23 protein-coding genes are annotated in these 25053 nt (G+C 69.1%); 9 read left to right on the top strand and 14 right to left on the bottom strand.

The window, feature by feature from the left end:
- Nucleotides 1–347 precede the first annotated feature (347 nt).
- From sufC to H9X80_RS06560, 6 genes are all read left to right on the top strand, one after another.
- A complete protein-coding gene (gene sufC, locus H9X80_RS06535; protein WP_204793542.1) occupies nt 348–1133 on the top strand; it encodes a Fe-S cluster assembly ATPase SufC in 786 nt (261 codons plus the stop codon).
- Entirely contained in the window at nt 1130–2584 is a 1455-nt protein-coding gene (gene sufB, locus H9X80_RS06540; RefSeq protein ID WP_204793543.1) for a Fe-S cluster assembly protein SufB, read from the top strand. The genes sufC and sufB overlap by 4 nt, the downstream gene beginning before the upstream one ends.
- Entirely contained in the window at nt 2581–3792 is a 1212-nt protein-coding gene (locus tag H9X80_RS06545; RefSeq protein WP_204793544.1) for a SufB/SufD family protein, read from the top strand. The genes sufB and H9X80_RS06545 overlap by 4 nt, the downstream gene beginning before the upstream one ends.
- 1 nt (nt 3793) lies before the next feature.
- Nucleotides 3794–5029: an aminotransferase class V-fold PLP-dependent enzyme gene (locus tag H9X80_RS06550; protein WP_204793545.1), complete on the top strand. Its 1236-nt coding sequence runs from the start codon at nt 3794–3796 to the stop codon at nt 5027–5029.
- Nucleotides 5016–5447 carry a Fe-S cluster assembly sulfur transfer protein SufU gene (gene sufU, locus H9X80_RS06555; protein ID WP_204793546.1) on the top strand — a complete coding sequence of 144 codons (432 nt, stop codon included), beginning with the start codon at nt 5016–5018 and terminating at the stop codon, nt 5445–5447. Before H9X80_RS06550 ends, sufU begins: the two co-directional genes overlap by 14 nt.
- A gap of 70 nt (nt 5448–5517) precedes the next feature.
- A complete protein-coding gene (locus H9X80_RS06560; protein WP_204793547.1) occupies nt 5518–5967 on the top strand; it encodes an RrF2 family transcriptional regulator in 450 nt (149 codons plus the stop codon).
- Nucleotides 5968–6317: 350 nt separating this feature from the next.
- Here H9X80_RS06560 and H9X80_RS06565 read toward each other — a convergent pair whose 3' ends face one another.
- From H9X80_RS06565 to fba, 7 genes are all read right to left on the bottom strand, one after another.
- Nucleotides 6318–7868: a serine hydrolase domain-containing protein gene (locus tag H9X80_RS06565; RefSeq protein WP_342590883.1), complete on the bottom strand. Its 1551-nt coding sequence runs from the start codon at nt 7866–7868 to the stop codon at nt 6318–6320.
- 111 nt (nt 7869–7979) lie between these two features.
- Nucleotides 7980–8180 (bottom strand): hypothetical protein, encoded by a 201-nt coding sequence (locus tag H9X80_RS06570; RefSeq protein ID WP_204793549.1) that lies wholly within the window; start codon nt 8178–8180, stop codon nt 7980–7982.
- Nucleotides 8180–9385: a D-alanyl-lipoteichoic acid biosynthesis protein DltD gene (gene dltD, locus H9X80_RS06575; RefSeq protein WP_428832972.1), complete on the bottom strand. Its 1206-nt coding sequence runs from the start codon at nt 9383–9385 to the stop codon at nt 8180–8182. The genes H9X80_RS06570 and dltD overlap by 1 nt, the downstream gene beginning before the upstream one ends.
- Before the next feature lie 149 nt (nt 9386–9534).
- On the bottom strand, nt 9535–9849 hold the full coding sequence (gene dltC / locus H9X80_RS06580; protein WP_239471736.1) for a D-alanine--poly(phosphoribitol) ligase subunit DltC: 315 nt from the start codon (nt 9847–9849) through the stop codon (nt 9535–9537).
- Entirely contained in the window at nt 9842–11020 is a 1179-nt protein-coding gene (dltB, locus tag H9X80_RS06585; RefSeq protein WP_204793551.1) for a D-alanyl-lipoteichoic acid biosynthesis protein DltB, read from the bottom strand. Before dltB ends, dltC begins: the two co-directional genes overlap by 8 nt.
- Nucleotides 11017–12660, bottom strand: a complete 1644-nt coding sequence (locus tag H9X80_RS06590; protein ID WP_204793552.1) for an amino acid adenylation domain-containing protein — start codon at nt 12658–12660, stop codon at nt 11017–11019. The genes dltB and H9X80_RS06590 overlap by 4 nt, the downstream gene beginning before the upstream one ends.
- Before the next feature lie 621 nt (nt 12661–13281).
- Complete coding sequence (fba, locus tag H9X80_RS06595; RefSeq protein WP_204793553.1) at nt 13282–14154, bottom strand: class II fructose-1,6-bisphosphate aldolase; 873 nt, start codon at nt 14152–14154, stop codon at nt 13282–13284.
- A gap of 185 nt (nt 14155–14339) precedes the next feature.
- Here fba and H9X80_RS06600 point away from each other — a divergent pair, with 185 nt between their 5' ends.
- Complete coding sequence (locus H9X80_RS06600) at nt 14340–15329, top strand: hypothetical protein (protein ID WP_204793554.1); 990 nt, start codon at nt 14340–14342, stop codon at nt 15327–15329.
- A gap of 164 nt (nt 15330–15493) precedes the next feature.
- Nucleotides 15494–16900: an aminopeptidase gene (locus tag H9X80_RS06605; RefSeq protein WP_204793555.1), complete on the top strand. Its 1407-nt coding sequence runs from the start codon at nt 15494–15496 to the stop codon at nt 16898–16900.
- 184 nt (nt 16901–17084) lie between these two features.
- On the opposite strand, the gene H9X80_RS06610 is transcribed toward H9X80_RS06605, so the two are convergent.
- The 3 genes from H9X80_RS06610 to H9X80_RS06620 all read right to left on the bottom strand — a co-directional run bounded on the left by H9X80_RS06610 (nt 17085) and on the right by H9X80_RS06620 (nt 19581).
- A complete protein-coding gene (locus tag H9X80_RS06610) occupies nt 17085–17705 on the bottom strand; it encodes a hypothetical protein (protein ID WP_204793556.1) in 621 nt (206 codons plus the stop codon).
- 293 nt (nt 17706–17998) lie between these two features.
- A complete protein-coding gene (locus H9X80_RS06615) occupies nt 17999–18676 on the bottom strand; it encodes a transaldolase family protein (RefSeq protein WP_204793557.1) in 678 nt (225 codons plus the stop codon).
- 59 nt (nt 18677–18735) lie between these two features.
- Nucleotides 18736–19581, bottom strand: a complete 846-nt coding sequence (locus H9X80_RS06620; protein ID WP_241145777.1) for a pyruvate formate lyase family protein — start codon at nt 19579–19581, stop codon at nt 18736–18738.
- A 12-nt stretch (nt 19582–19593) separates the two neighbouring features.
- Here H9X80_RS06620 and H9X80_RS06625 point away from each other — a divergent pair, with 12 nt between their 5' ends.
- The gene (locus H9X80_RS06625; protein WP_342590884.1) at nt 19594–20085 is read left to right on the top strand and encodes a DeoR/GlpR family DNA-binding transcription regulator; all 492 of its coding nucleotides are present in this window, start codon (nt 19594–19596) and stop codon (nt 20083–20085) included.
- Nucleotides 20086–20150: 65 nt separating this feature from the next.
- Here the strand turns inward: H9X80_RS06625 and H9X80_RS06630 are convergent, their stop codons facing one another.
- From H9X80_RS06630 to H9X80_RS06645, 4 genes are all read right to left on the bottom strand, one after another.
- Nucleotides 20151–21341 (bottom strand): toxic anion resistance protein, encoded by a 1191-nt coding sequence (locus H9X80_RS06630; protein WP_204793558.1) that lies wholly within the window; start codon nt 21339–21341, stop codon nt 20151–20153.
- A gap of 80 nt (nt 21342–21421) precedes the next feature.
- A complete protein-coding gene (locus H9X80_RS06635) occupies nt 21422–22087 on the bottom strand; it encodes a hypothetical protein (protein WP_204793559.1) in 666 nt (221 codons plus the stop codon).
- Between the two features lie 46 nt (nt 22088–22133).
- Nucleotides 22134–23747, bottom strand: a complete 1614-nt coding sequence (locus H9X80_RS06640) for a vWA domain-containing protein (protein ID WP_204793560.1) — start codon at nt 23745–23747, stop codon at nt 22134–22136.
- Nucleotides 23748–23765: 18 nt separating this feature from the next.
- A complete protein-coding gene (locus tag H9X80_RS06645; RefSeq protein WP_204793561.1) occupies nt 23766–24914 on the bottom strand; it encodes a hypothetical protein in 1149 nt (382 codons plus the stop codon).
- Between the last annotated feature and the right edge of the window lie 139 nt (nt 24915–25053).

Below are 25053 nucleotides of genomic sequence, written 5' to 3' on the forward strand. Positions count from 1 at the left end.
GGGCGGGACCGCGGGGTCGGCGGAGTCGGAGACAGGACCGTCGGGGACGTGGCGGACCGTTGAGGACTGGCTGGAACGGGCCGGCCGTAACGAGGCGGGCCGGCCGTGACGAGGCGGGTCGGCCGCGCCGGCGCAAAATACCCCACGCTCACTAGGAATTGTCGGCACTCCGCGGTTTTTCTCGCCCGACGCTTGCTAGAAATTCCCCACTCATTACTATGAATTAGGCAGAAATCCACCTGTCGGCGGCGGGGCCGCAAGCAGACCGCGCGCTCGCCGACCGGAAACCGCAAGAGACCCGCGCGGCACCCGGCATGCTCGGGGCAGCGAGAAGAAAGGCTACCAACATGGCAACGCAACTGCTCAGCGTGAGCAACCTCAGTGCGGGCACCGAGGACAAGCCCATCCTCCACGACATCGACCTCACCGTAGGCGAGGGGGAGTGCCACGTCCTCATGGGCCCCAACGGCGCCGGCAAGTCCACGCTCGGCCACGTCATCATGGGCGACCCCGCCTACGCCGTGACCGGCGGCACCATCACCTTTGACGGGCAGGACGTGACCGAGCTCTCCGCGGACAAGCGCTCGCTCGCGGGCATCTTCCTCTCCTACCAGGCGCCCGTGGAGGTTCCCGGCGTGCCGCTCTACTCCTTCCTGCGCACGATCTGCCAGATGCGCCCCGAGCTCAAGACCACCGCGCGCAAGTTCCGCGAGCGCGTGGGGCAGATCGCCGACCAGCTCGAGCTTGACCAGGGCTTCCTCATGCGAGAGCTCAACGTGGGCTTCTCCGGCGGCGAGAAGAAGAAGATCGAGATGCTGCAGCTCCTGCTGCTGCGCCCCAAGCTCGCCATCCTGGACGAGACCGACTCGGGCCTGGACGTCGACGCGCTCGGCATCGTCTCCCGCGGCATCGAGGCCTACCGCGAGCAGTGCGGCGGCGCGCTCATCGTGATCACGCACAACACGCGCATCCTTGAGCGCCTCACCGTGGACCGCACGCACGTCATGGTGCACGGCCACATGGTGGCCGAGGGCGACGCCTCCCTCATCTCCGACATCGACGCCAACGGCTTCGAGCGCTTCGAGCGCGCGCTGGGCGAGAAGGACGGCGCGGCCGCGGGTGATGCCCAGTGAGCGACGAGCGCCGCGACACCAGCACGCAGGCCCCCGAGGCCCGCACCCGCACGCAGGTGGCCGACGTCGACCGCTCCCTCTACGACTTCACCAAGTCCGAGGAGGGCTACGAGCGCTACGCCGACGGCCTCACCCCTGACATAGTCCGCGCCATCTCGGCCAAGAAGGACGAGCCCGACTGGATGCTCCAGATGCGCCTGGCCGCGCTCGACGAGTACCACCGCCGACCGATGGCACCCAACTGGGGCCCGAGCATCGCGGGGCTTGACCTGGACCACATCTCCACGTACGTCTCGCCCAAGACCAAGCAGGCCAAGAGCTGGGACGACGTGCCCGCCGACATCAAGGACACCTTCGAGCGGCTGGGCATCCCCGAGGCCGAGCGCGAGAGCCTGGCCGGCGTGGGCGCCCAGTACGACTCCGAGATCGTCTACCACAACATGCGCGAGGACGTGGCCAAGCAGGGCGTGGTCTACACCACCATCGAGGATGCGCTGCACGACCCGCAGTGGGAGCCCGTGGTGCACCAGTACTTCGGCACGCTCATCCCGCCCACCGACCACAAGTTCGCGGCGCTGCACTACGCCGTCTGGAGCGGCGGCAGCTTCGTGTACGTGCCGGCCGGCGTGACCCTGCCCTACCCGCTGCAGAGCTACTTCCGCCTCAACGCCGCGGGCGCGGGCCAGTTCGAGCACACGCTGATCATCGTGGAGCCGGGCGCGGACCTGCACTTCATCGAGGGCTGCTCGGCGCCCAAGTACTACGAGGCCAACCTCCACGCCGGCGCCGTGGAGCTCTTCGTGAAGGACGGCGCGCGCCTGCGCTACTCCACGATCGAGAACTGGTCCAAGAACATGTACAACCTCAACACCAAGCGCGCGACGGTGGGCGCTGACGCCAAAATGGAGTGGGTCTCCGGCAGCTTCGGCAGCCACGTGAGCTACCTCTACCCCACCACGATCCTCGCCGGTGCGCGCTCCAGCTGCGAGTTCACCGGCATCACCTTCGCCGGCGCCACGCAGGACCTGGACACCGGCTGCAAGGTCATCATGAACGGCGCGGACACCACCGCCTCGGTGGACACCAAGTCCATCTCCAAGGACGGCGGCGTCAACACGTTCCGCAGCTCCGTGGTGGTGGGCCGCCGCGCCGACCGCGCGCGCTGCTCCGTGAGCTGCCAGTCCCTCATGCTGGACGACATCAGCCGCTCGGACACCATCCCCGCGATGGACGTCCGCAACGCCACCGCGCAGGTGGGCCACGAGGCCACCATCGGCCGCATCTCCGACGACACGATCCTCTACCTCATGAGCCGCGGCTGCAGCGAGGCCGAGGCGCGCACGCTGGTGGTCAACGGCTTTGCCAACCCCGTCTCCAAGGAGCTGCCGCTCGAGTACGCCGTGGAGATGAACAACCTCATCAAGCTCGAGATGGAAGGGGCGATCGGATGATGCCCGGCGAGAAGAACCTGACGCCTGCGGGCGTCGCCGGCGCGGCTGCGCCGGAGGGCGCCGAGGCGGCGCAGGGCGTCGACACGCTCACGCTCGAGCGCGTCAACGTGGCGCCCGCCCAGACCTGGAACCGCCTGCGCACGAACGACGTGACGCTCACCGTCCCCGCGCGCGACCGCAAGGGCGACGTCTACTTCGCGCTGCCGCGCCTCTTCGAGGGCGTGGAGTGCGGCATGGGGCCTGCCGTCAGCTCCTGGGCGGAGTCCCAGGCGGCCGGCGCTCGCTACGTGGAAGTTCCGCGCGGCGAGAAGCGCGAGGAGCCGATCGTGGTCACGGTGAGCGCCGCGGCTGGCGAGGTGGCCGACACGGGCGTCATGGTCCGCGCCGGCGCCGAGGCCACGATCGTGGTCGCTGCTGGTGAGACATTGGGGACAGGTTCATTTGTCTCATCGGCAACTGACCCGGCACCCACGTCCCCAGCCAACCCGGATGAGACAAATGAACCTGTCCCCAATGTCTCACCGACGTCCGGCTCGCTCCTGCGCGTGATCGCCGAGCGCGGCGCGCACGTGAGGATCTTCGAGTTCATCGGGGTCGGGGCGGGCGAGCAGCACCTCGAGAGCGTGGGCATCCACGCCGACGCCGACGCGCGCGTGGAGGTGCGCCAGTACGCCCTCGGCGGCGGCACCGTGGCCCTGGGCCTCGCGTGCGACCTCGCCGGGGACCGCGCCCGCATCGACCTCGCGCAGCGCTACCACGTCGGCGGCACCGAGCTTCTGGACGTCAACGAGGTGGTCCGCCACCACGGCCGCAACACCCGCTCCGAGCTCGCCTACTCCGGCGTGCTGGAGGACGCGGCGCGCAAGTCGCTGCGCACCACGATCGACCTCGTCCACGGCGCCCGCGGCGCCCAGGGCAACGAGGCCGAGACGGTGCTCGTGCTCGGCGACGACGTGACCAACAAGACCCTGCCGGTCATCCTCTGCGACGAGGACGACGTGGCGGGCAACCACGGCGCCACCATCGGCTCGGTGAGCCCCGAGCAGCTGGCGTTTCTCGCCAGCCGCGGGCTCTCCCGCGAGGACGCCGAGGCCCTCTTCGTGCGCGCCCTCTACGAGCAGGCCGCCATGGAGGCGCCCTGCGACGAGGCACGCGCCGTCGTGGAGGAGTCGAAGGGGGCCTGCCCCCAGCTGACTCAGGAGGCGTGAGATGGACATCCGCGAGAACCCCTACAAGGCCGACTTCCCGCTGCTGGCGGCCCGACCCGACCTCTCGTTCCTTGACAGCGCCGCCACCGCGCAGCGTCCCGCGTGCGTGCTGGACGCCCAGCGTCACTTCTACGAGACCATGAACGCAAACCCCCTGCGCGGGCTCTACGGCCTCTCCGTGGAGGCCACGGAGGCCGTCGCGAACGTACGTGCGCAGGTGGCCGCCCTCATCGGCGCCCAGGACGCGCGCGACGTGGTCTTCACGCGCAACACCTCCGAGAGCCTGAACCTGGTGGCCAAGTCCTTCTCGCCGTGCGTGCTTGGGCCGGGAGACGAGGTGGCCATCACCGTGATGGAGCACCACTCCAACCTCATCCCCTGGCAGCAGGCCTGCCGGGCCGCCGGGGCGCGCCTCGTCTACCTCTACCCGGAGAGGGACGGCACGCTCACTGAGGCCGAGGTCGCCCGGAAGATCGGGCCGCGCACCAAGATCGTGGCGGCCGCGCACGTCTCCAACGTCATGGGCTGCGAGCTGCCCGTACGCCGCCTCGCCGACGCCGCGCACGCCGTGGGTGCCGTGATGGTGGTGGACGCCGCCCAGTCCGTGCCGCACCTGCGCGTGGACGTGGGCGAGCTCGGTGCGGACTTCCTGGCCTTCTCCGGCCACAAGGCGCTCGGGCCGATGGGCGTGGGCGTGCTCTGGGGCCGCCACGAGCTGCTCGACCAGATGGAGCCCATGCTCACCGGCGGCGAGATGATCGACTCCGTGCGCGAGCAGAACGCCACCTGGGCGCCGGTGCCCGAGAAGTTCGAGGCGGGCACGCAGGACGCCGCCGGCATCTATGCGACGGGCGTCGGGCTCACCTACCTCACGCAGACGGTTGGCTACGACGCCGTGGCCGAGCGCGAGGCGGCCCTCGTGGCCTACGCGATGGGGCGCCTCGGCGAGCTCGGCTTCGTGGACGTGATCGGCTCGGCGGACCCGGCGCGCCACCACGGCGTCGTGAGCTTCAACGTGCGCGGCGTGCACCCGCACGACGTGGCGAGCATCCTCGATGCCTCGGGCGTCTGCATCCGCGCCGGCCACCACTGCGCGCAGCCGCTGCTCGCGTGGCTTGGCGTGGAAAACCTCGCCTGCTGCCGCGCCAGCCTCGCCTTCTACAACGACGCCGCCGACGTGGACCGCCTCGTCGACGGCCTGACCCAGGTCTGGGGGATCTTCCATGGCAGCAACTGACCTCTACAACGCCGAGTTCATGGACCACGTGTCCCACCCCGACTACAAGTACCAGATGGAGGACGCCGACTGCACGCACGAGGGCGTGAACCCCTCCTGCGGCGACGAGCTGACGTTCTCCGTGCGCTTCGCCGACGACGGCACCATCGAGGAGGCCGCGTTCACCGGCCACGGCTGTGCCATCAGCCAGGCGAGCGCCGACATCATGAGCGACCTCATGGTGGGCAAGACGCCCGAGCAGGCGCGCGAGCTCTGCGCCCTGTTCATGCGCATGGTGCGCGGCGAGGAGACCGACGAGGCCAAGCTCGACGAGCTCGAGGACGGCGTGCTGCTGCGCGACATCGCCCACATGCCGGCGCGCGTGAAGTGCGCCGAGCTCGCCTGGCGTACGCTTGACGAGATGCTCGCGAACCGATGATGCGAAGGGACAGTCCCTTTGCCTCGTTCCGAGGGAAGGTCCCCTCGTCCCGCTCTAGGAGGTGACGGAGATGGCAGGAATGTTCTCGACCAAGGGCATGTACGCCCTGCGCGCGATGGCCGACCTCGCCGCGCACGACGGCTGGGTCTCGCTGGGGGACGTGGCCAAGCGCCAGAACATCTCGCGCAAGTACCTCGAACAGGTCATCTCCCTCATGCACAAGGCCGGCTACGTGACGAGCCAGCGCGGCAAGGGTGGCGGCTACAAGCTCACCCGCGCGCCCGAGGACTACACGCTCGGGGAGATCCTGCGCGCGGCGGAGGGCTCGCTCGCGCCCGTGAGCTGCCTCGACTGCACCAACGAGACCCTCTGCCCGCAGCTGGAGACCTGCTCCACCGTCAGCGTCTGGCGCGACCTCGGCCGCGTGACGGCCGGCTACCTTGACTCCAAGACGCTCGCTGACCTCGTGCAGGACCCGGGCACGGAGGGCGCGGGGCCCTGCACCGCGCGCCCGATCTAGCGGGGACGTCCGGGGGCGCACCTCACGCGCCCCCAGCGGGTACGTACACTCTCCCGGCAGGTACGTACACTCACCCCAACGGGTACGTACACTCACCCCAACGGGTACGTACACCCTCCCGGCGGGTACGTACACTCACCCCAACGGGTACGTACACCCTCCCGGCGGGTACGTACACTCACCCCAACGGGTACGTACACTATTGCAACTTTAATATTCACGCAACAAGCTTCTGACCTGCGGTTCTTCTCGCCGTGGAGTCTTGCCGCCTTCGAAATAGTGTACGTACCCGTTTTTTGATTGTACGTACCCGTCCGGAAGGTGCGCGCCGTATTCGCATTGGGATGGAATCACGCCGCCGGAGACGCCGCGATAGTCGCCGTCGACCGCCTTCGCCAGGCCAGGAGCTTGGCCGCTCCACTCGCAACGAGCAGCACACAGCAGACAACCAGCACGAGCGTCTGGTCAGGGTAGAAGTCCGCGAAGTCCTGCCAGCGCATGCCCGTAGCGGCCATCGGCACGCCGAGCAGCCACGCCGGCGCCACCACATGCAGGATGACGGCTGGGATCAGGCGACCGTGCCAGCGGCGCGCCCGGACGAGCGGCACCACGCACGCAACGACCGCCACCAAGTAGAGGACATCGTAGCTCACGTGCTCGGACAGGCGCGCCGCGCCGTCGACCCCGGCAGGCTCGGCCCCGACCGCAATGGAGACAATGTCGTCCGCCAGCGAGAAGAACGCCTCGTTGCCACCGAACTCGTCGTTTGCGTCGCCGAGCACCACGACTCCCAGGTTCCTTCCGGGAATCACGCACATGCGTGCCACGTAGTTCTCAACCTGCCCGTCGTGCGACATCACGAGCTCGCCATCGCCCCAGGTGTAGGTGGTCCAGCCCATCCCGTACCAGGTGTCGCCCGCTGGGTCGGGCACGCGCGAGAAGACCATCTGGTGGACGCCGTCGGGCGAGAGCACCGAGGCGGTGGGGGTGATGGAATCGGCGACGCCCGCAGATCTGCCGTCTGCCGGCGCGCCATCGTCCGCCAGTGCGCCCCCGTCCGCCGCCGCGCCGCCCACCACAACGCCACTGTTGAGGTACATCCGCAGGTAGGCCTCCATGTCGGCGAGGCTGGCGCTCACGTAACCCGAGGCGGGTCCGCCCCAGGCGTCGTCCCCCTCCTCGTGCCGGAAGCCGTCTGCCACCGGCACGCCAAACCACGAGCGGTAGCCGGGAACCGTAGGCGTGGCCGCAAGATCGGCCGAAGCGTCCGCCATCCCCAGCGGCCCGAACACACTCTCTTGCAGATAGCTGTCAAGCGACTGACCGGAGACTGCCTCGACGAGCCTCCCCAGAAGGTCGTAGTTGGCGTTTGCATACGAGAAGGACCCGGCGCTCTCCCCCACCCTCGCGTCAGCAAGGGACTCGTAGTACCCAAAGCCGCTCGTCTGGTTGAGCAGGGAGCGCACCGTGACCGCGTCCGGCAGGTCTGCGGCCGTCCCCACGTAGTTAACGACCGGCGTGTCGAGGTCGATTCGACCCTCCTCGACCAGCTGCATCACCGCGACCGCCGTCACGGACTTGGAGAGCGAGCCCAGAAGGAACGTCTCGTGCGCGTCCGGGCAGTCGCCGAGCGTTGCCTGGTAGCGCACGCCGTCCGGGTCGACCACGGCCACGGCGACGCCCGGCACGCCCGTGGCGGGCGCGTTCTCGGCGAGGTAGGCGTCGAGAACGTCTGCGAGCTCGGAGCCGCGAGGCTCCTCGCCCACCGGCGCCGCGCCCTCGTCCTCGGGGTCTCCCACCTGCTCGAGGTCCTCCTCGACGCCCGGGTCGTCGGGACCGGCGAGCAGTGCCTCGTCGGCGCGTGCGGCAGCCGGCGCGCAGAGCGCGAACACGAGCGCCACCGCAAGGCACGTTGCAGCATGGCGCAGGGCACCGGGCGCCATTCCGTGCACACGCCGCACGCCACCTGACGAAAGCCGACCAAACCCGACCGTCATGAGCCAACCGTCACCTCAGAACCCGCCGTACACAAACTGGACCGGCTCGGAGAGCCCCGAGAGCGCCACGAACCACACCAGCAGCGCCCCGCCCGCCACCACGGCCAGAAACGTACCGGCTAGCACCAGCCACTCAGGCGGCTGACGCCTCACGTCCGCCACGCTCGCTCGCAGCTTACGGAAGGCTCCCGTCAGCCGCTCGTTCTTCTCGCCCATTACGCACCGCCTTCTGCCGCAAGGCCCGGTGCGTCGCCGAAGCCCGCGCCGCCCAAGAAGTCGTCGTCCTGGCCGTTCACGAAGTCGTAGAACGCGCGCTCGATGCGTACCCAGCCCACCCAGCCGGGGTGCACCGTGTCGCAGAGGAAGTACTTCTCGTACTCGCAGCTGGAGAAGTCGGCGTAGGCCGCGCCCGCGTCGTCGCAAATCTGGCGGATGCGGGCGTAGTAGGCCGCGCGCTCGCCGGTCGAGACGTCGGCGATGTCGTACCACGGGCCGTGCACGGGCAGGATGCACACGAGCGGCTCCAGGCCCACCTCCCGGCACACGCGCAGGAAGCAGGAGAGGTCCGCGTACTCCGTGTCAGCCTCGTGGAAGTTCTCGAAGAGCTCGGGCATGTACTGGTGGTTCTTCTCCCAGTAGGCGTCGTAGACGCCGAAGTCGTTGCTCGTGGACGCCGCCGCGCCCTCGGAGCGCGCCTGGTCAAGCAGGGCGTCCCAGTCCGGCTCGCCGGTGGGTACCCCCGCCGTCCGCGCCGCGCTCTTGCTGGGCGCCAGGCTCACGATGTTGGGCACCTGGGTCCGCAGGCGCCACGAGTCCGCCAGGGCGTACGCGTCGTCGTTGATCGCGTCGAGCGGAGTTTTGCGGGAGGCGGCCGCAAGCTGGCCCTCGTCCACACCCAGGTCGGCGCAGCGCTGCCGCACGTAGGCCTTGGTCTCGTCCGAGACGTTCGGGTTCTGTGCGAAGGCCCGGTAGAGCGAGTAGGAGAACTTGGTGTAGAACTTGTCCTGGTCGCCGCCGCCCTTGAAGAACCACTGCGGCGACACCACGATCATCACCTTCTTGTTGGCCACGCGGCTCCCGTAGGCCCCGGCCGCGATGGCCTGCCAGAGGCTCTGGTCGTAGCCCTCGCCTATATAGGTCATGTCCACGCCGGTCACGTTCTCGCCAAAGACCGCCTGCGGGCACATGCTCACCTTGTCCTTGGAGATGTAGAACTCCGAGGAGCCAAAGCAGAGATAGCCGTCGGGCGACATGTTGTTGAGCACAAAGTCGGCGTTCTCCGACTTGCCGTCCGCGTAGACGTAGTCATAAAGCTTCGTGGAATCTGCCGGTCCGTTTCCGGGAAGCACCCATGCATCAAAGGCGAGAAGAACCACCCCCAGCACGGCGACTCCCGCGCACACGGCCAGCAGAAGCCGCACGCCCGGACCTGACCGCCGGTGACCGGCGCTGCCTTCCGGCTGGCTGACAGGCTGCTCCCCGCGCGCGTCTGCCGGGCTTGCGCCTTGCTCCCCGCGCGCGTCCGCCGGGCTTGCGCCTCGCTTCCCGTCGGCCCCCGGTCGCAGGCGCGTCATGCCACCCGCCTCGCGACCTGCGCGGCGATCTTATGCGGCGTGTTCATCTCCGCACGCGGCACCTCGGTGGGCGCGATGGAGACGCCAAACTCGTCCTCGATCCCCACGAGCAGCTCGATCGCCGCCATGGAGTCGAGCAGCCCCAGCTCAAAGAGGTCGTCGTCCAGGTGGTCGCGCACCGCGGGGTCGCCGCAGACGTCCTCCAGCAGGTCGAGCACGCGGGCCTCGACGTCCTTCTCGCCCGCGCCGGACGCGCCTGCCGCGCCGCCCCTGACCATGTCGTCCCGTCCCGCACCGTTCTTCCTAGCCATTGAGAGCTCCTTTCACGAGCGTCGAAAGCTGTCCCGAGAAGATCGCAAGGCCCAGCACCACCAGCTGAAGCGTCACGAACCACGAGAGCACCCTGAACCAGCGGTCGTTTCTATGGCGCTTGTAGAAGGCGGAACGTTTCTGGAAGCCCTGCGTCAGCGCCAGGAGAGCGCCGTGGTAGATTCCGTACACGATGTAGTCGGCCGTGAGCCCGTGCCAGAGGCCCATCACGACCATGTTGGCCATGAGCCCCACCTGGGCGGTGCGCACGCGGTCGCGGATGAGGTGCCGGCGCATGATGAGCCGCGTCAGGCGCATGAAGACGAAGTCGCGCAGCCAGGTGGAGAGCGTGATGTTCCAACGGTTCCAGAAGTCGAACAGGTCGCGCGCAGCAAACGGCGCACGGAAGTTGCGCGGGCACCGGATGCCCAGGCAGTAGCTTGCGCCCATGGCCATGAGGCTGTAGCCCGCAAAGTCAAAGAAGAGGTAGAGCGCGTAGAGCCAGGCCTGGCCCACCTGCGTCGCAAGCGAGCCGAGCGGATCGGACGCGTCCCAGGGGACGCTTGCCATGTAGCGGTGCGCCAGTGTCGCCAGGACCAGGTAATAGAGCGCGCCGGCAAGCAGCAGGAGGATGCCGCGGGCAAGAAGGCCGGCATACTCGTCGCGTCCCGGGGTGCGGTGGGCGTCGGCGAGGAAGCGACGGCTGCGGTCGATGGGGCCCGAGGAGAGCTGCGGGAAGAAGAGCAGGAAGCTAAGGTAGTCCTCAAGGCCCAGCTCATCAGGGGCGATGAGGCCGTCGTGGGTCTCGATCACCACCTGCACCGCCTTGAACGTGACGTAGGAGATGCCCACGAAGCCCCAGAGCGAGCCGCCCGCCGCCAGCGAGACCTTGTAGATCACAAGCGGCGCGAGCGCCACCGCCGTCGCCGCCACAAAGCGTCGACCGTCCTGTGGGTCCCGCGCGAGCCACCTCAGCGCCAGCCGCTCAACCAGCAGGAACGCCACCACGGCGACGGCCTGCCACGGCTGGTTGCACACCGCACAGGCGAGAAACCCCACCGAGAGCGCAAGCGCGTAGCGCCGCAGGTTGTGGCCGGTGAGGCCGAGCACCGCGGCCGGTACGAGCGCCACGGCGAGCAGGACGAAGAAGCTCGGGTCCGCAAAGAGCGTCATGCACGCTCACGTCCGTCTCGCTGTCCTTGTGCCGTACGTCCCTCGCGTCCCTCTCGTCGTGCGGGCCTGGCGAGAAGGGCAGCGAGCGCCTTGCGGTCCACCTTCTCGTTTGCGGTGAGGGGGAGCTCGTCCACCACGCGCACCTGGCGCGGAACCATGTAGGTCGGCAGCGTGCGCGCGAGGGCGGCCTTGAGGGCGCGGGCCACCTCGAAGGGCGACGCGCCGGCAAGCTCCGTCGGCACGGACGCCGCGTCAAGCACGACGAAGGCGCCGAGCCCCGTCACGCGACTTCCGCGCCGAACGGGGACGACCGCCGCCTCCTGCACGCCGGCAAGCTCCGCGAGTGCACCCTCCACCTCACCGAGCTCCACACGGAACCCGTTGACCTTCACCAGGGAGTCAAGCCGGCCCTCGCAGCGCAGCATCCCCGTGACGTCGAGGGAGCCGAGGTCGCCCGTGCGGTAGCCGCGACAGGGCGTGCCATCGAAGAGCGCGGTCTCGAAGAAGGCCGCCGCGGTCTTCTCGGGGTTGCGGAAGTAACCCTTGGCCACGGTGTCTCCGCGGATGACGATCTCGCCCACGGAGCCGGCCGGAAGCTCGGCGCCCGTCTCGTGGTCGCAGATTGCAAGCTCCGTGCCCGGGCGCGGGCGGCCAACGGGAAGCGGGGCGGAATCTGCCAGCTCGTCCGGGCCGATCTCGGTGTAGGTCACGGCCACGGTGGACTCGGTCGGTCCGTAGGTGTTGGCGATGGTCGCCTGGGGGAAGCGCTCGCGGAGGCGACGCGCCGTGCCGTGGTGGAGCGTCTCGCCGCAGAAGAGGAACAGGCGCACCTGCGGCAGGAGGCGCTCGTCAAAGGAGGGGTCGGCAAGGCACAGGTCGGCAAAGGACGGCGTGGACACCCACACCTCCACGCCCGAGGACGCAAGGTCGTCAAAGAGGGCGCGGAAGTCCTGTTGCAGCGCCGGCGAGACCGCGTGGAGGCACCCGCCCGTGGCAAGCGCGCCCACGAGCTCGTACTCCGAGAGGTCAAAGGAGTAGTGCGCCTGGTCCAGGAAGGTACGCCCGCCCTCGCGCACCACGGGGAAGCCGACGAGCCACCGCATGAAGTTGCCCACGTCGGTCGCCGTGACCTCGATGCCCTTCGGGCGCCCGGTTGAGCCGGAGGTGAAGATCACATACTGGGTCTGCTCGCCATGAACCCAGGAGCTGCGATCGGGAACGGGGGCTTGCGCGACGCTTGCGGATAGCTTCCGCGCGTCAAGCAGCACGCATCCCGCAAGCACGCCGGCAAGCTCCGCGCGCACCGGACAGGTGGCGAGCAGCGTGGCGCCGGGAATCTGGTCGGCGATGTTGCGCACGCGCTCGGGCGGGAGCTCCACGTCAATGGGGACGTAGGCGTGCCCGCTCATCAGGCAGGCGAGAAACGCCGCCACCGTGAGGGCGTCCTTGTGACCGAGCACGAGCACGGGGCCGTCGCCATCCACGCACGTGGCCAGCCCAGACGCGAGGTGCGAGGCGGCATCCCACAGCTCCCGATAGCTCGTCACGACACCGGTCTCGCCCTCGACGAACGCCGGCGCGTCCGGCGTCAGGCTCACGTTCTTCTCGACGGCCTCGAGCAGTGCGTTTGTCCCAGTCATCCCAGCCTCCCCGCCGCATGTGGACTCGACCGGAATGGTAGGCCCGTCCGCGCAAGGCGGGCCGAGGGGCAGCGCATCGGCACAAAGGCGCAAGAAATGATAAAGAAGGCTGAAGGGCGGTCGGGTGAGATTCTGGTCCGTAGGGGCTTGTCGACATTTTCGAGACCCGAAGTGACGTCTGGTTCCCACAACCCAGTTCCGTAGGACCCAGACGACGTATTGCTGGTCAAAACCGTCGCCCACCTCCTACGACTCTGCCTCGTAGGACCCAGGCGACATTTCTGGCAAGAAAGACGTCGTCTTGTTCCCACGCGCCGCCCGCAGCAGGGCCGCCGCCCGCGGCCGGGCGCCAGGGCGCGCCTCTCGCCGACAGCGAGCAGCCGCGCATCCGTTAGGAATCTCGGCGTCTTAGCGCACAAAGGGCCCCTACGGTTAGGTTTGGGCGCTAGTTAGTGCCTCGGGAGCCAAAGGTCCCCGGATTCCTAACGGAGGCTTCTCGCCGGGTTCCCGACGCGCCGGCCCGGCCCCCGCGCGCCCTCGCCCACGCAAAGGGCCCGGCCCCGGCGCGCTGCCGGAACCGGGCCCCTGGGGGTCACCGCTGTTGAGCGAGTGGCGGAAAGGCTACGCCCAGCCCTTGCCCTCGGAGCCGAACTCCTTCATGAGCTCCTCGGTGCGGGCCTTGATGGCGTCACGGCCAGGCTTGAGCAGCTTGCGCGGGTCATAGCCCTTGCCCTGCTGGTCCTTGCCCTCCTCGATGTACTTGCGAGTGGCCTCGGCAAAGACGAGCTGGAGGTCGGTGTTGACGTTGATCTTGCAGATGCCAAGGGAGATGGCCTTCTGGATCTGGTCAACGGGGATGCCGGTGCCGCCGTGAAGGACGAGCGGCAGGTCGCCGGTCAGGGCCTTGATCTCCTGGAGACGGTCGAAGGACAGGCCAGCCCAGTTCTCCGGGTAGATGCCGTGGATGTTGCCGATGCCGCAGGCGAGGAAGTCAACGCCCAGGTCGGCGATGGCCTTGCACTGCTGCGGGTCGGCGAGCTCGCCGTTGGAGGCAACGCCGTCCTCGACGCCGCCGATGCCACCGACCTCGGCCTCAACGGAGATGCCCTTGGCGTGGGCGGCCTTGACGACCTCCTCGGTGCGCTTGAGGTTGGTCTCGAAGTCGGGCTCGTGGGAGCCGTCGTACATGACGGAGGTGAAGCCGGCCTCGATGCACTTGAAGGCGTCCTCGTAGGTGCCGTGGTCAAGGTGCAGGGCAACCGGCACGGTGATGTTCTTGTCCTCAAGGAGCTGCTTCACGAGGTCAGCGACGACCTTGTAGCTGATCTGCCACTTGGCGGCACCGCTCGTGCACTGAATGATGAGCGGGGACTGGAGCTCCTCGGCGGCGTCAAGAATCGAGGACGCCCACTCGAGGTTGTTGGTGTTGAACGCGCCGACGGCGTAGTGGCCCTTCTCGGCGCTCTTGAGCATGGCAGTTGCGTTGACGAGCATGTTGACCTCCATACATAGTCAGGCCTGAGTTTCAGGACGCACCTATCATACCGCTTACAGCCCGCAAATGACATGCCGCACGGCCTTTTTGGACCGCGGGCTTGTAAGGTCTTCGTGGGTTCGCGCAAGCCGCGCGCAGGGGCTGCCGCGTGGTGGGTACGGTGAGGTGGAGGAGGCGAGGACGCATGGCGCAAGGCACCCGAAAGAACGGCGAGAAGAACCCGGAAGAGCGGGGCTCAGGAGAGCAGAGCCGGGGCCTGCTGGGCGACTTCTCGGTCTCGCAGATCCTGGCGACCGGGCTTGCCGCCGCCACCTCCTTTGCGCTCTCGGCGCAGATCGGCATCGCCGGGTCGATCATCGGCGCCGTCATCGGTGCCGTGGCGTCGTCGGTGGCCACGCAGCTCTATCGCAACCTCCTCCACTCCTCTGCCGAGAAGCTCCGCGAGCTTGGTCAGGACGGGCTGGCGGGAGGCGGCGAGACCGGTGGGAACGCCAGGCGCCCGACGGCAGGCCGCATGACCGCCCCTGCGCAATCCGGGGCAGACCGCACGGCCGTCTCCGCCCGCCGCGCCAGGTCCGTCTCCGGCAACGCGAGCGTCGAGGAGGTCGCCGAGTCCGGCACGCCCATCGCGCCCCGTGAGGTGCGCTACGCTGCGCGCGCCCGCGAGCAGGCGCGCAACCGTCGCCGCGCCGCGATCGTCGCCACGGCGGTGGCCGTGGCCGCGGTGCTCGTGTTTGCGCTTGCGGTGAGCCTGGCAACGCAAGGGTCCGGCATCGGCCCCGCCCCGCAGGCGGCGGCCCCGGAGGACGTCGCCGCCCAGGAACCGGACGCCCAGGGCAGCGCCAGCCCCGCCAATCCCGAGGGGCCCACGCAGACCCAGACCAGCCCGGCACCGTCGACCCCCACGGGCAGCACCACGTCCGGCAACGGCGGCTCAGGCGAAGACGACGCCACGAGCTCACCCGCCGTACCCGGACAGGAGCACGGGCAGGGCGCTGACGGAAGCACCGAAGGCTCACAGTCCGCACAGGACGACGGGCACGCCACGGGCGACGACGCCGGGAGCTCCGGCTCCGGCAGCTCGACAGGCGCCCCCACCACGGGGTCGGAAGGCGGCTCCGGCTCCCCTGCGCCGGATGGCGGCAGCAGCTCGACGCCGACCTCCGGCAACTAGCCCCGGCGCGCCGCGGGCGCCGCCGCCCCGCCGCCGGGCAGCGTCCCGCCCTCGTCGCCATCCCCGGCACGCCGCAGCCCCGTCGCCAGCAAGCCCACGCCGGACCCATGCGCTAGAATCGTGTGCCGTTGCAAAAGCCACGCGAGAAAGGGAGTCTCACCCACATGGAGCGTCCGAACGCCTGGAAGGAGTACAGCGCCGAGCAGCTCGACGCGCTGCACTACCTCTGCGAGGGCTACAAGTCCTTCATCTCTGACAACAAGACCGAGCGCGAGTGCGTCGCCGCGAGCGTCCGCATGGCCGAGGAGGCCGGCTACGTCAGCCTGACCGACCGCATCGCCTCCGGCGAGCCGCTCAAGCCCGGCGACAAGGTCTACGCCGTCAACCGCGGCAAGAGCCTCATGCTCGTCCACATGGGCACCGAGCCGCTCGAGCGCGGCGTCAACATCCTCGGCGCGCACATCGACTCGCCGCGCCTCGACGTCAAGCAGGACCCGATCGAGGAGCGCAACGAGCTCGTCACGCTGGACACGCACTACTACGGCGGCGTCAAGAAGTACCAGTGGGTCACGATGCCGCTCGCCATCCACGGCGTGGTCTGCAAGAAGGACGGCACCACGGTCAACGTCGTGATCGGCGAGGACGAGGCCGACCCCGTCTTCTGCATCACCGACCTGCTCCCCCACCTCGGAAGCCAGCAGATGACCAAGAAGGCCAGCGAGGTCATCGAGGGCGAGATGCTCGACGTGCTCGTGGGCAACCGCCCGATCGTCGTTGAGGAGGGCGCCGAGAAGGACGATGAGGCCGAGAAGAGCCCCGTCAAGGCCGGCGTCGTCGCCCTGCTGCGCGAGCAGCTCGGCATCGAGGAGGAGGACCTCCTCTCCGCCGAGCTCGAGATCGTGCCCGCCGGCGCGGCCCGCGACCTGGGCCTGGACCGCTCCATGATCTTGGGCTACGGCCAGGACGACCGCGTCTGCGCCTACACGAGCCTCGTGGCCCAGCTCGACTGCAAGGAGCCCGCGCGCACCGCGGTCTGCCTGCTCGTCGACAAGGAGGAGATCGGCTCGGTGGGCGCCACCGGCATGACGAGCCACTTCTTCGAGGACACCATGGCCGAGATCCTCGAGCTCGCCGGCGAGACGGGCGCGCTCGCGCTGCGCCGCTGCCTCGCGGCCTCGAGCATGCTCTCGAGCGACGTCTCGGCCGGCTTCGACCCGGCGTTCGCGAGCGTCTTCGAGCCGAAGAACTCCGCGTACCTGGGCCACGGCCTCACGTTCAACAAGTTCACCGGCAGCCGCGGCAAGTCCGGCTCCAACGACGCCGACGCCGAGTACGTGGCCACCATCCGCCGCGTCATGGACGAGGGCGGCGTCGCCTGGCAGACCGCCGAGCTCGGCAAGGTCGACGCGGGCGGCGGCGGCACGATCGCCTACATCCTCGCCACCTACGGCATGAGCGTCATCGACTGCGGCGTCCCCGTGCTCTCCATGCACGCGCCGTGGGAGGCCACGAGCAAGGCCGACGTCTACGAGGCGTACCGCGGCTACCAGGAGTTCCTCAAGCTCGCGTAGGAAACTTCGTTACGGCAACGGGGGCCGCCCCTCCGATTCTCACGCAAGGACTGCGCTTCGCGGAAGATCCTTGCTTAGAGAATCGGAGGGGCGGCCTTTTGCTGTCACGGTTGTCTGCAGCGGCGTGAGGAACTCCTGGTGGCCGTCGCTCAGGGCCTCCACCCTCTGGAGGGCGCGGGGAGGGTCACTCGATGGCGAGCGTCACCTGGGTGTTGGGGAGGCCGGTCACGGTGGCGGTGGTGCGGCCGCGGTCCCAGCTGAGGAACGTATCGCTGTTGATGCGGAACTCCCACTCCTTGCCGGACTCGTCGACGCCGCTGAGGTAGTACGTCGCGCCGCTCTCGCCGCTCACGTCCCTCGTCTCGACATCGTGCAGCTCGACGCGCACGGGGTCGAAGAGGTACGGGATGTCCAGCAGCGGCTGCCCCACAAAGACGTAGCAGGTACACACCATGAGCGCGATGATGACCGCCCCGAAGATGCGCTCGCCCACGCCCTTGAAGTCGTCGCGCAGCTGCCGCGCCACCGCCACGACGCCAAAGGAAAAGATGGCAAGCCAGCCCGGAACGCCCACGAGCCGATACGCCACCGCGATCGGCCCCTCGTCCGTCTTGCCCAAGGTAAACAGGCCGATGAGTCCCCACGCGACATAGCTGACCACGGCCAGGGGAACAAGAACTATCAAGGAAATCGCCAGATAGCGGCGCCGGCGGTCACGGGCGGACTCCACGGGGGACTCGCTCGCCTCCGCCTCCTCCATCGCCGCCTTGAGCCTCGCGTACGTATCGTCCTCGTGCGCTTCCATGTACCCCCCCGCTCTCAAGACAACGTTAGCCCGAAGCAAGGGGAAATGCTGGCTTGGCCGGCATCCCTTGCGCAACGCTTACGTCGCGGGCCAGGGCGGCCGGGCAGGACCCTTTGCCGGAATCTCGGATTGCGCATGGCGAGAAGAACGCGTAGCTCGGGATTCTGCGGCTAGACGGCCGCGTTTCCCAAGCTACGCGTTCGGTAGTTCAACTTCTGTCACGCGCTAACGCGGATGTTGGAAATCCCCGATTGCGCGTGGAGGTCCGGGGCCGAGGTTCTTCTCGCCCGCCCCTACAGGTCGGCCATCGTCTTGCCGGCGCCAACGAGACCCTCGAAGTCGGCGGTGAAGGCGTCCACCGCAGCGTCGATCGCGGCGTTCTTGACGAGGCCCTCGATCACGGAGGAGGCGGCCGTCACGGCGCCGACGCCGTAGCGGGCGAGCTCGAGAATCTGCTGGGAGTTCTTGAAGCTCGCGGCGAGCACCTCGCAGGGGAGGTCGTTGGCGCGGAAGATGTCGTGGATCTCCATGGCAACGCCCACGCCGTCATAGCCCATGTTGTCTATGCGGTTGATGTAGGGCGCGGCATAGGAGGCGCCTGCCTTGGCGGCGAGGAAGGCCTGCATCGGGGTGTAGATGGCCGTGGCGGTGGTACGGATTCCCTCGGCAGCGAGCATGCGGATGGCCTTGAAGCCCTCGGGGACGCTCGGGACCTTGGGGAAGGTGTGGGCGCCGAGCTCGGCCACGATGCGCCTGCCGTCTGCCACCATGCCCTCGGCGTCGCGGGCCACGACCTGCGCGTGGAGCTCCATCTCGGGCCCGATCATGTCGCGGATCTCATGCAGGACCTCGAAGGGCGCGCGGCCGGAGGCGGCGAGGATCGACGGGTTGGTGGTCACGCCGTCAACGGGGTAGTACTCCACCAGGCGCTTGATGGCATTGACGTCGGCGTCGTCGATGATGAGCTTCATGACTGGTTCCTTTCGCTTGGGGTGTGGAAGCGTGCAAAAGTGCCTGTCCCTTTTGCACGCTACAGGGTCTGCTCGGTGCGGGCGATGATGTCGTCCTGGGTGGCGCGGGAGAGCACGTTGAAGAACGCGGAGTAGCCGGCCACGCGGACGATCAGGTCCTTGTGCCTCTCGGGGTGGGCCTGCGCGTCAAGCAGGGTCTCGCGGCTCACGATGTTGTACTGCACGTGATAGCCGTGCAGGCGGTCGAAAAACGCTGAGATGAGCATCTCGAGCTTCTGCTTGTTGCGCTCGGAGGCGAGCATCGTGGGAGCCATCTTCTGGTTGAGCAGCACGCCGCCCGTAATCTTCTCCGTGGGAAGCTTCGAGACGGACTTGAAGACGGCGGTGGGACCGTGGGTGTCGGCGTTGTGCGCGGGGCTGCAGCCCTCGGCGAGCAGCTCGTGGGCGTGGCGGCCGTCGGGCGTGGCCATGGTCCCCATTCCCTGCCCCACGTTGGCGCTGATCGAGGAGGTGCCGGCGTAGCGGATGCCGCCGATGGGGCCGCGGCCATGGCGCGTGTTGGGATACTTGGCAATCTCGTCGATGTAGGACTGGTAGGCGTCCACTACGAGCTGGTCCACGGAGTCGTCATCGTTGCCGTACTTGGGGGCGTCGTTCACGAGCATCTGGCGGATCTGCTCACCCTTCTCGCCCGCGAAGTCTGTCTCCAGCGCGTCGGCGAGCTCGGCCGGCGTGATGCGCCTCTCGTCAAAAACGAGCTTCTTGATGGCCGCGAGGGAGTCGGCCATGTTGGCGATGCCCACCTGGAGGCCTGAGATGAAGTCGTAGACCGCGCCGCCCTCCTTGATGGTCTTGCCGCGACCGATACAGTCGTCCGTGAGCGCGGAGCACAGGACGTCCGGCACGTCGCGGAGCTCGTGCGCGACGGGGACACCGTCATGGTGGAGAGCGGCAGCTGCTGCGCCCTGCTCGTGGCGCAGCTCGCCGCCGAGAGACGCGAGGTCACGGTCATCACCAACAGCGCCTTCATCGCCTCGTCCGTGCGCGACGACCCCACGGTGAGGGTCGTGCTCATCGGCGGCATCTACCAGAAGGACTCGCAGGTCATGGTGGGGCCCATGGTGCGGTCCTGCGTCGAGGGCTTCTACGTTGACCTGCTCTTCGCCGGCACGGACGGCTTCTCCGCCCGCACCGGGTTCACCAACAGCGACCAGATGCGCGCGCAGGCCGTCCGCGACATGGCGGAGCACGCCGAGCGCGTGGTGGTGCTCACGGAGAGCGAGAAGTTCGGCCGGCGCGGCACCGTCCCGCTTGCGCTGGGCAAGAAGGACGTCTGCGTGATCACCGACCCCCACCTGAGCGACGAGGCGCGCGGCGAGCTCGCCGCGGCGGGCGTCACGACCCTGTGACACGGGTGTGACACGGGGACGGAGGGATTGTCACCGCTCCGTCCCCGGTGTCCCACTCCGTCGCGTCACTCCCCCGGTTCCAGCGAGGCGCCCTCCCCGTCGCGATTCATCCGCTCGGCGTAGTCGCGAGCCCGCTCAAGCTGCTCGCTCAGCACGTCAATCGTCTTGGCGAAGGACTCGTTGGCCTGCTCGCGGAACCTGTCGATGCCGTCGAGCGTCGAGAAGACCGCGTCGTATGCGCGCCTCAGCGTCTCGGGCGAGACGCCGCTCGAGACGGCCTGCTGCTGCGTGCGCAGGGAGTTCTCCTGCAGCAGCTTGCTCGTGCGGTCGATCATGGCGTCGGTGGTCCTGTTGACGGCGTCGATCTGGTCGAGCACGAGCTTCTGGTTCTCGAGCGACTGCGCGACGATCACGGCGGTGCGCAGCGCGGTCACCGTGGTGGTCTTGGCGCGCTCGACGCCTCGGACCAGCTGGTCGTTGTTCTGCTGGATGATTCCCATCGAGAGGTAGGCCTGGATGGTCACCGCCGCCTGGGTCTGCACGTCCTGGCGGCGCTGACGCACGGCGAACAGCGCGTCGCGCTCGAGCGAGGCGGCGAGCTCGGCGTTGCCCGCGGCCCGCTCGCGCTCGATGCGCTCCACGAGAGCGTCGTCGATGCCGGTCAGCAGCTCGTAGGCGCGCCTCAGGGTCCCGAGGTTGCCCCAGAGGCTGCGCCGCTCCACGTTGAGGGCAGCGTTGTCCTTGCGCAGCAGGTCCTGCCCCTTGCCGAGCGCGAGCAGAATCGCGTTGAGCTGGCCCTGGTTGGACTCGTAGCGCCGGAAGTAGCGCCTCACGCGACTCGCGAGGGGCAGCGCCCCCAGCAGGCGCTCGGCGAAGGTGTCCTCGCCCGGCGCGAGCTCGTCGACCTCGTTGCGCAGGTCGACGAGGCTCCTGGAGACCTCCTGCTGCGCTCCCCCGGACCTGGACGTGGCCAGAGACTGCTCGAGGAAGCGGCTCGAGGTGCTGCTGGTCTCGCGAAAGGCGTCGGCGCCCACCTCGTAGATGGCGTCGACCTCCTGCTTGAACTCGAGGCTCTGGGGCGGCAGAGTCGCCACGCGCGCGACCCAGGAGCCGGCGTTGTCGCTCAGGCGCCGGAGCTCCGCGGCGTCAGGGGCGGGCACCTGCGAGAGCGCGCCCTCGACGCGCACCGGCTCGGGCGCCGGGGTCGCCTCGAGGTCGAAGCGGTCATCGGGCGCGCTGAGAAGGTCATCGGACATGGGGTCTCCTTTCATGGGGGCAGGTGGGGTCGGGCGGCAGGCGCGCCCGCGGCCGCGAGGCGGTCGGGCCACGCGGGACGTCAGCTCACGTCGAGCTCGCTCGGGCGGTGCCCGAGGCGCTGCCTCAGGTAGTCGGCGCCGGTCTCGATCTGGGTGGAGGCGCCCTCCACGATGCGCGCGCGCACGAGGTCGAGCGCGCCCGCCACGTCGGCGCACTGCCCGTCGAGCGCCGTGACGTTGCGGCGCGCGCGAGAGCTCGCGCGCCCGCCGAAGCCGAGGTAGCGCACGTTGGTGACGAGCTGCTCCCAGGCGCCCGGCAGCCAGGTCGTCGCGAGCGAGAGCACGAGGCGACGGTCCTCCTCCGCCCCGGCGGACGCGAGCTCGGGCAGGCCCACGAGCTCGACCATGGACGCCACGAGGGCGCGAAGGGGCTCGGCCTCGGCGGCGATGCCCCGGGGCTCGTCCGCCGCGCACGCTCCCTCGATGCGCGCCGCCATCTCGTTCACGGCCTCCGCAGACTCCTTGAGGGCGGGGTCGGCGCCCACGAGCGCCTCAAGGTCAATGGCAGCCACGTGGCTCGGCATGTTGAGCGAGGTGAGCAGCAGCCACGACCCAGCCGACATGAGGGCGCCCGCCGCGATGAGCCCCACGCGGGCAGCGACGCCCGCGACGAGAAGGGCGGCGCCGCAGAAGACCGCGAGGACCGCCACGGACACCCCGATCGCCATGACCCTCTCGCCCCGCATCGATCCCTCCCGCTCTCTCCTCGCCCGACCCGGCACCCGCCCTCGTCTACAGATAGCCGCGGATCTCCTTGAAGGCGGCGGTGAGGTCCCCGTCCGCCGCGTCGAAGACGCGCCCACCCGTGAGCTCGGCGAGCTGCTCCATCTCGTCCCTGCTCGCCTCGCCGAACAAGATCGCGTACACCGGGATGCCATGGACCTCGGGCGTGGCCTCGTACCATGACCTGAACGCGGCGAGGTCCGGCGACTCGAGGTTCTCGCCGTCCGAGAAGAGCACGACGGAGGTCACGTTCGCGTCGGAGCGGGTCCGTGCCGCAAGCTCGAGGGAACGCTCGAGCGTCCCGTAGATCGCGGTACTGCCGGACGCGACGAGCCCCCGGACGTAGTCGCCCACGTCGGAGAGGTTCCCGTCCTCGCCGACCGTGATGTCGCGCTCGTCCTTGACCGAGGTGGCGAACTCCACGAAGTGCACCGTCTCGCGCGGCTGGAAGGTCAGAAGCGAGCCCGTCCCCTCGGCGCCCGTGTCCGTGAGCGAGCCGAGCGCCGCCTTGAGGGCGTCGAGCCGCGAACCCTCCATCGAGCCCGAGGTGTCGATCTGGAAGACCATGTTGGCGGGCTTGCGCACGTCGGAGACCCAGCTCGAGAGCAGCGCCCTCACCGTCTCGAGGCGGTTGGGGAAGGGGATCTCGAAGGCCTCCGTGGCGTCGTCGGCCGTGGTGGCGTCGGTCCGGCGCAGCGTCTCGTCGGCGATGCGCCGCTGGACGTCGTCGCGCCGCAGGTAGTCCACGAGCGCGCGGTAGGCCGCCTCGGCCCGGTCGCCACGGCCCGAGAGCAGCGTGAGCGGGTAGTCGGCGGTGATGACGCCGTCCTGGGGGATCACCTCGACGAGGCCGGGGTCCGCCAGGACCAGGGACTCGTAGTTGAAGACGCCGTCCACCGCCGAGGGGTCGTTGCCGTAGGCGTCCATGAGCCAGCCCGACGAGCCGCTCGTGAGCGCCTGTCCCTGCGCGAAGCGCGTGAGGTCCGCGGCCACCGTCTCGACGTCGTCGGCGGTGATGGCCGCACCCGTGCCCGAGAGCGCCGTGGCGAGCTCCACGAGCGCCGAGAAGCCGCTGTTGGACGAGACCGGGCTCGACATGCCGTAGCGGAACTCCCCCGAGTCGGCGGCGTCGACGACCTCGGCCCACGTCGGGCTCCGCTCGTCCCAGCCCAGCTCGGCGGCGCGATCGGCCCGCACGCCCAGCACGACGGGCGTGCGCATGATCGACGTCTCCTGGCTCACGAGCGAGCCCTTCTCGTCGAAGAGCGACATGTAGGCGTTTGACGGGAACCACGTGGCGTCGTAGTCGCCCTCGCCCGCCATCACGGCCTCCGTGCCGTCGAGCGTGCCCATGTACTCGAGTTCGACCGTGATGCCGAGCTCGTCCTGGGCGTCCTCGAGGATGCCCTCCATGTCCTTGACCTCGGACCCGGCGAGCACGCGAAGCGTGGCGCCGTCGACGGAGGGGCCGTCACCGCCCGACGCCCCCTGGGTCGCGGGGGCGTCATCGGCGAGCTCGTCGGGCGCCGAGCAGGCGGGTAGCGCGAGCGCGCTCGCGATGGCACAGAGCAGGGCGAGAAGGACGACGAGGGCGCGGCGACGCGGGGCGGGTGCTGGTCTCATGGTTCTTCTCCCCTCGCGCTAGTAGAGCGCCTCGATGGTCTGGAGCATGGCGTCGGCCACCTCGTAGCTGGGGGCCTGCGCGGCGTCGATGAAGGTCCCGTCCTCCGCGTACCCGGTGAGGGACGCCCCGCTCACCGTCTCGGCGAAGGCGGCCGAGTTGGCGCCGTTGAGCCTGAAGCCGTGCCGCGCGATGATGCGCGCCATGTCGGCGTCGTTCTCGAGGACGTCCTGGACCCGCTGGCCGGCCTCCGAGAAGGCCACGACCACGTGGTCCGAGAAGATCGTGGGCGAGGGGTAGCAGATCCTCATAGACGAGGTCACGCGGGCGGGCTCGTTCATCTGCGCCTCGAGGTACTGGCTCTCGTAGATGAGGGTGAGCGGCTGGTTCATGGGCCCCTTGGAGAGGAAGGATTCCCACGGCCCCGAGGAGGACGACTGCGAGTACCCCTGGTCGAGGAAGAGGCGGGCGAGCGAGTCGGAGGCCTGCCGCCGGGCGGCGTCCTCGCTCGTCACGACCGCGTTGCCGTTGAGCACGTAGCTCGCGAGGCACAGGTACATGAGCGCCGAGTTCGAGGAGCGCACGTCGGTCGTGGTGACCATGACGTTTCGGCTCGAGGGGTACGCGTCCGACCCGACGAGGTCCGTCCAGCGCCTGCCCTCCGCCACGGCGTCGAGGTAGGCCGCCATGTCGAGGTACCACACGCCGTCGCGCTGCTCCGCGATGCCGTTCTGCGACAGGACGTCGAGGGCGGCGTCGCCCGTCGCCAGGGCGAGCGGCGAGTAGAAGGGCCGGGTGGTGGAGAGGACCTCGTCCCCGTGGACGTCGGCGAGGTGCGCGGCGGCGATCTCCGAGGAGGGGGAGGCGAAGTCCGCCTCCTCGATGCCGGGGCGCTCCGCCATGGCCCAGGAGCCCGAGGTCGTGACCTGCACGTCGAGGCCGTAGCGGGCGAAGATGGCCCGGGCCTCGGGGTCGGCGAAGAGAGACTCCTTCTCCGAGCCGATGACCCCTCGGACGACGGTGAGCTCCTCGGCCTGGTCGGTCGAAGGCTCGGGGGACGGAGAGCCCCCGCCCGACTCGCCGGACAGGAGCGCGATGGCGCCCGCCACCACGACCGCGGCGACGATGAGGGCCACGCCGGCGATCAGCGTCTTGGCTCGAGCTCCCACGCCACCTCCCCCACCTGAACGCATCCTTACCACAACGATACGTCCGGGGAGGGTGCGCGGGCGGGCGCCGGGGGCGAGCCTTGCGCGAGCATTACGCGGGCCTTACGCAAGCGTGACGCGCCCGCGCGGCCGGGCGGGG

The sequence above is a fragment of the Olsenella profusa genome, from assembly GCF_016900315.1.
In the GTDB taxonomy this organism is placed as follows: Bacteria; Actinomycetota; Coriobacteriia; order Coriobacteriales; family Atopobiaceae; genus Thermophilibacter; species Thermophilibacter profusus_A.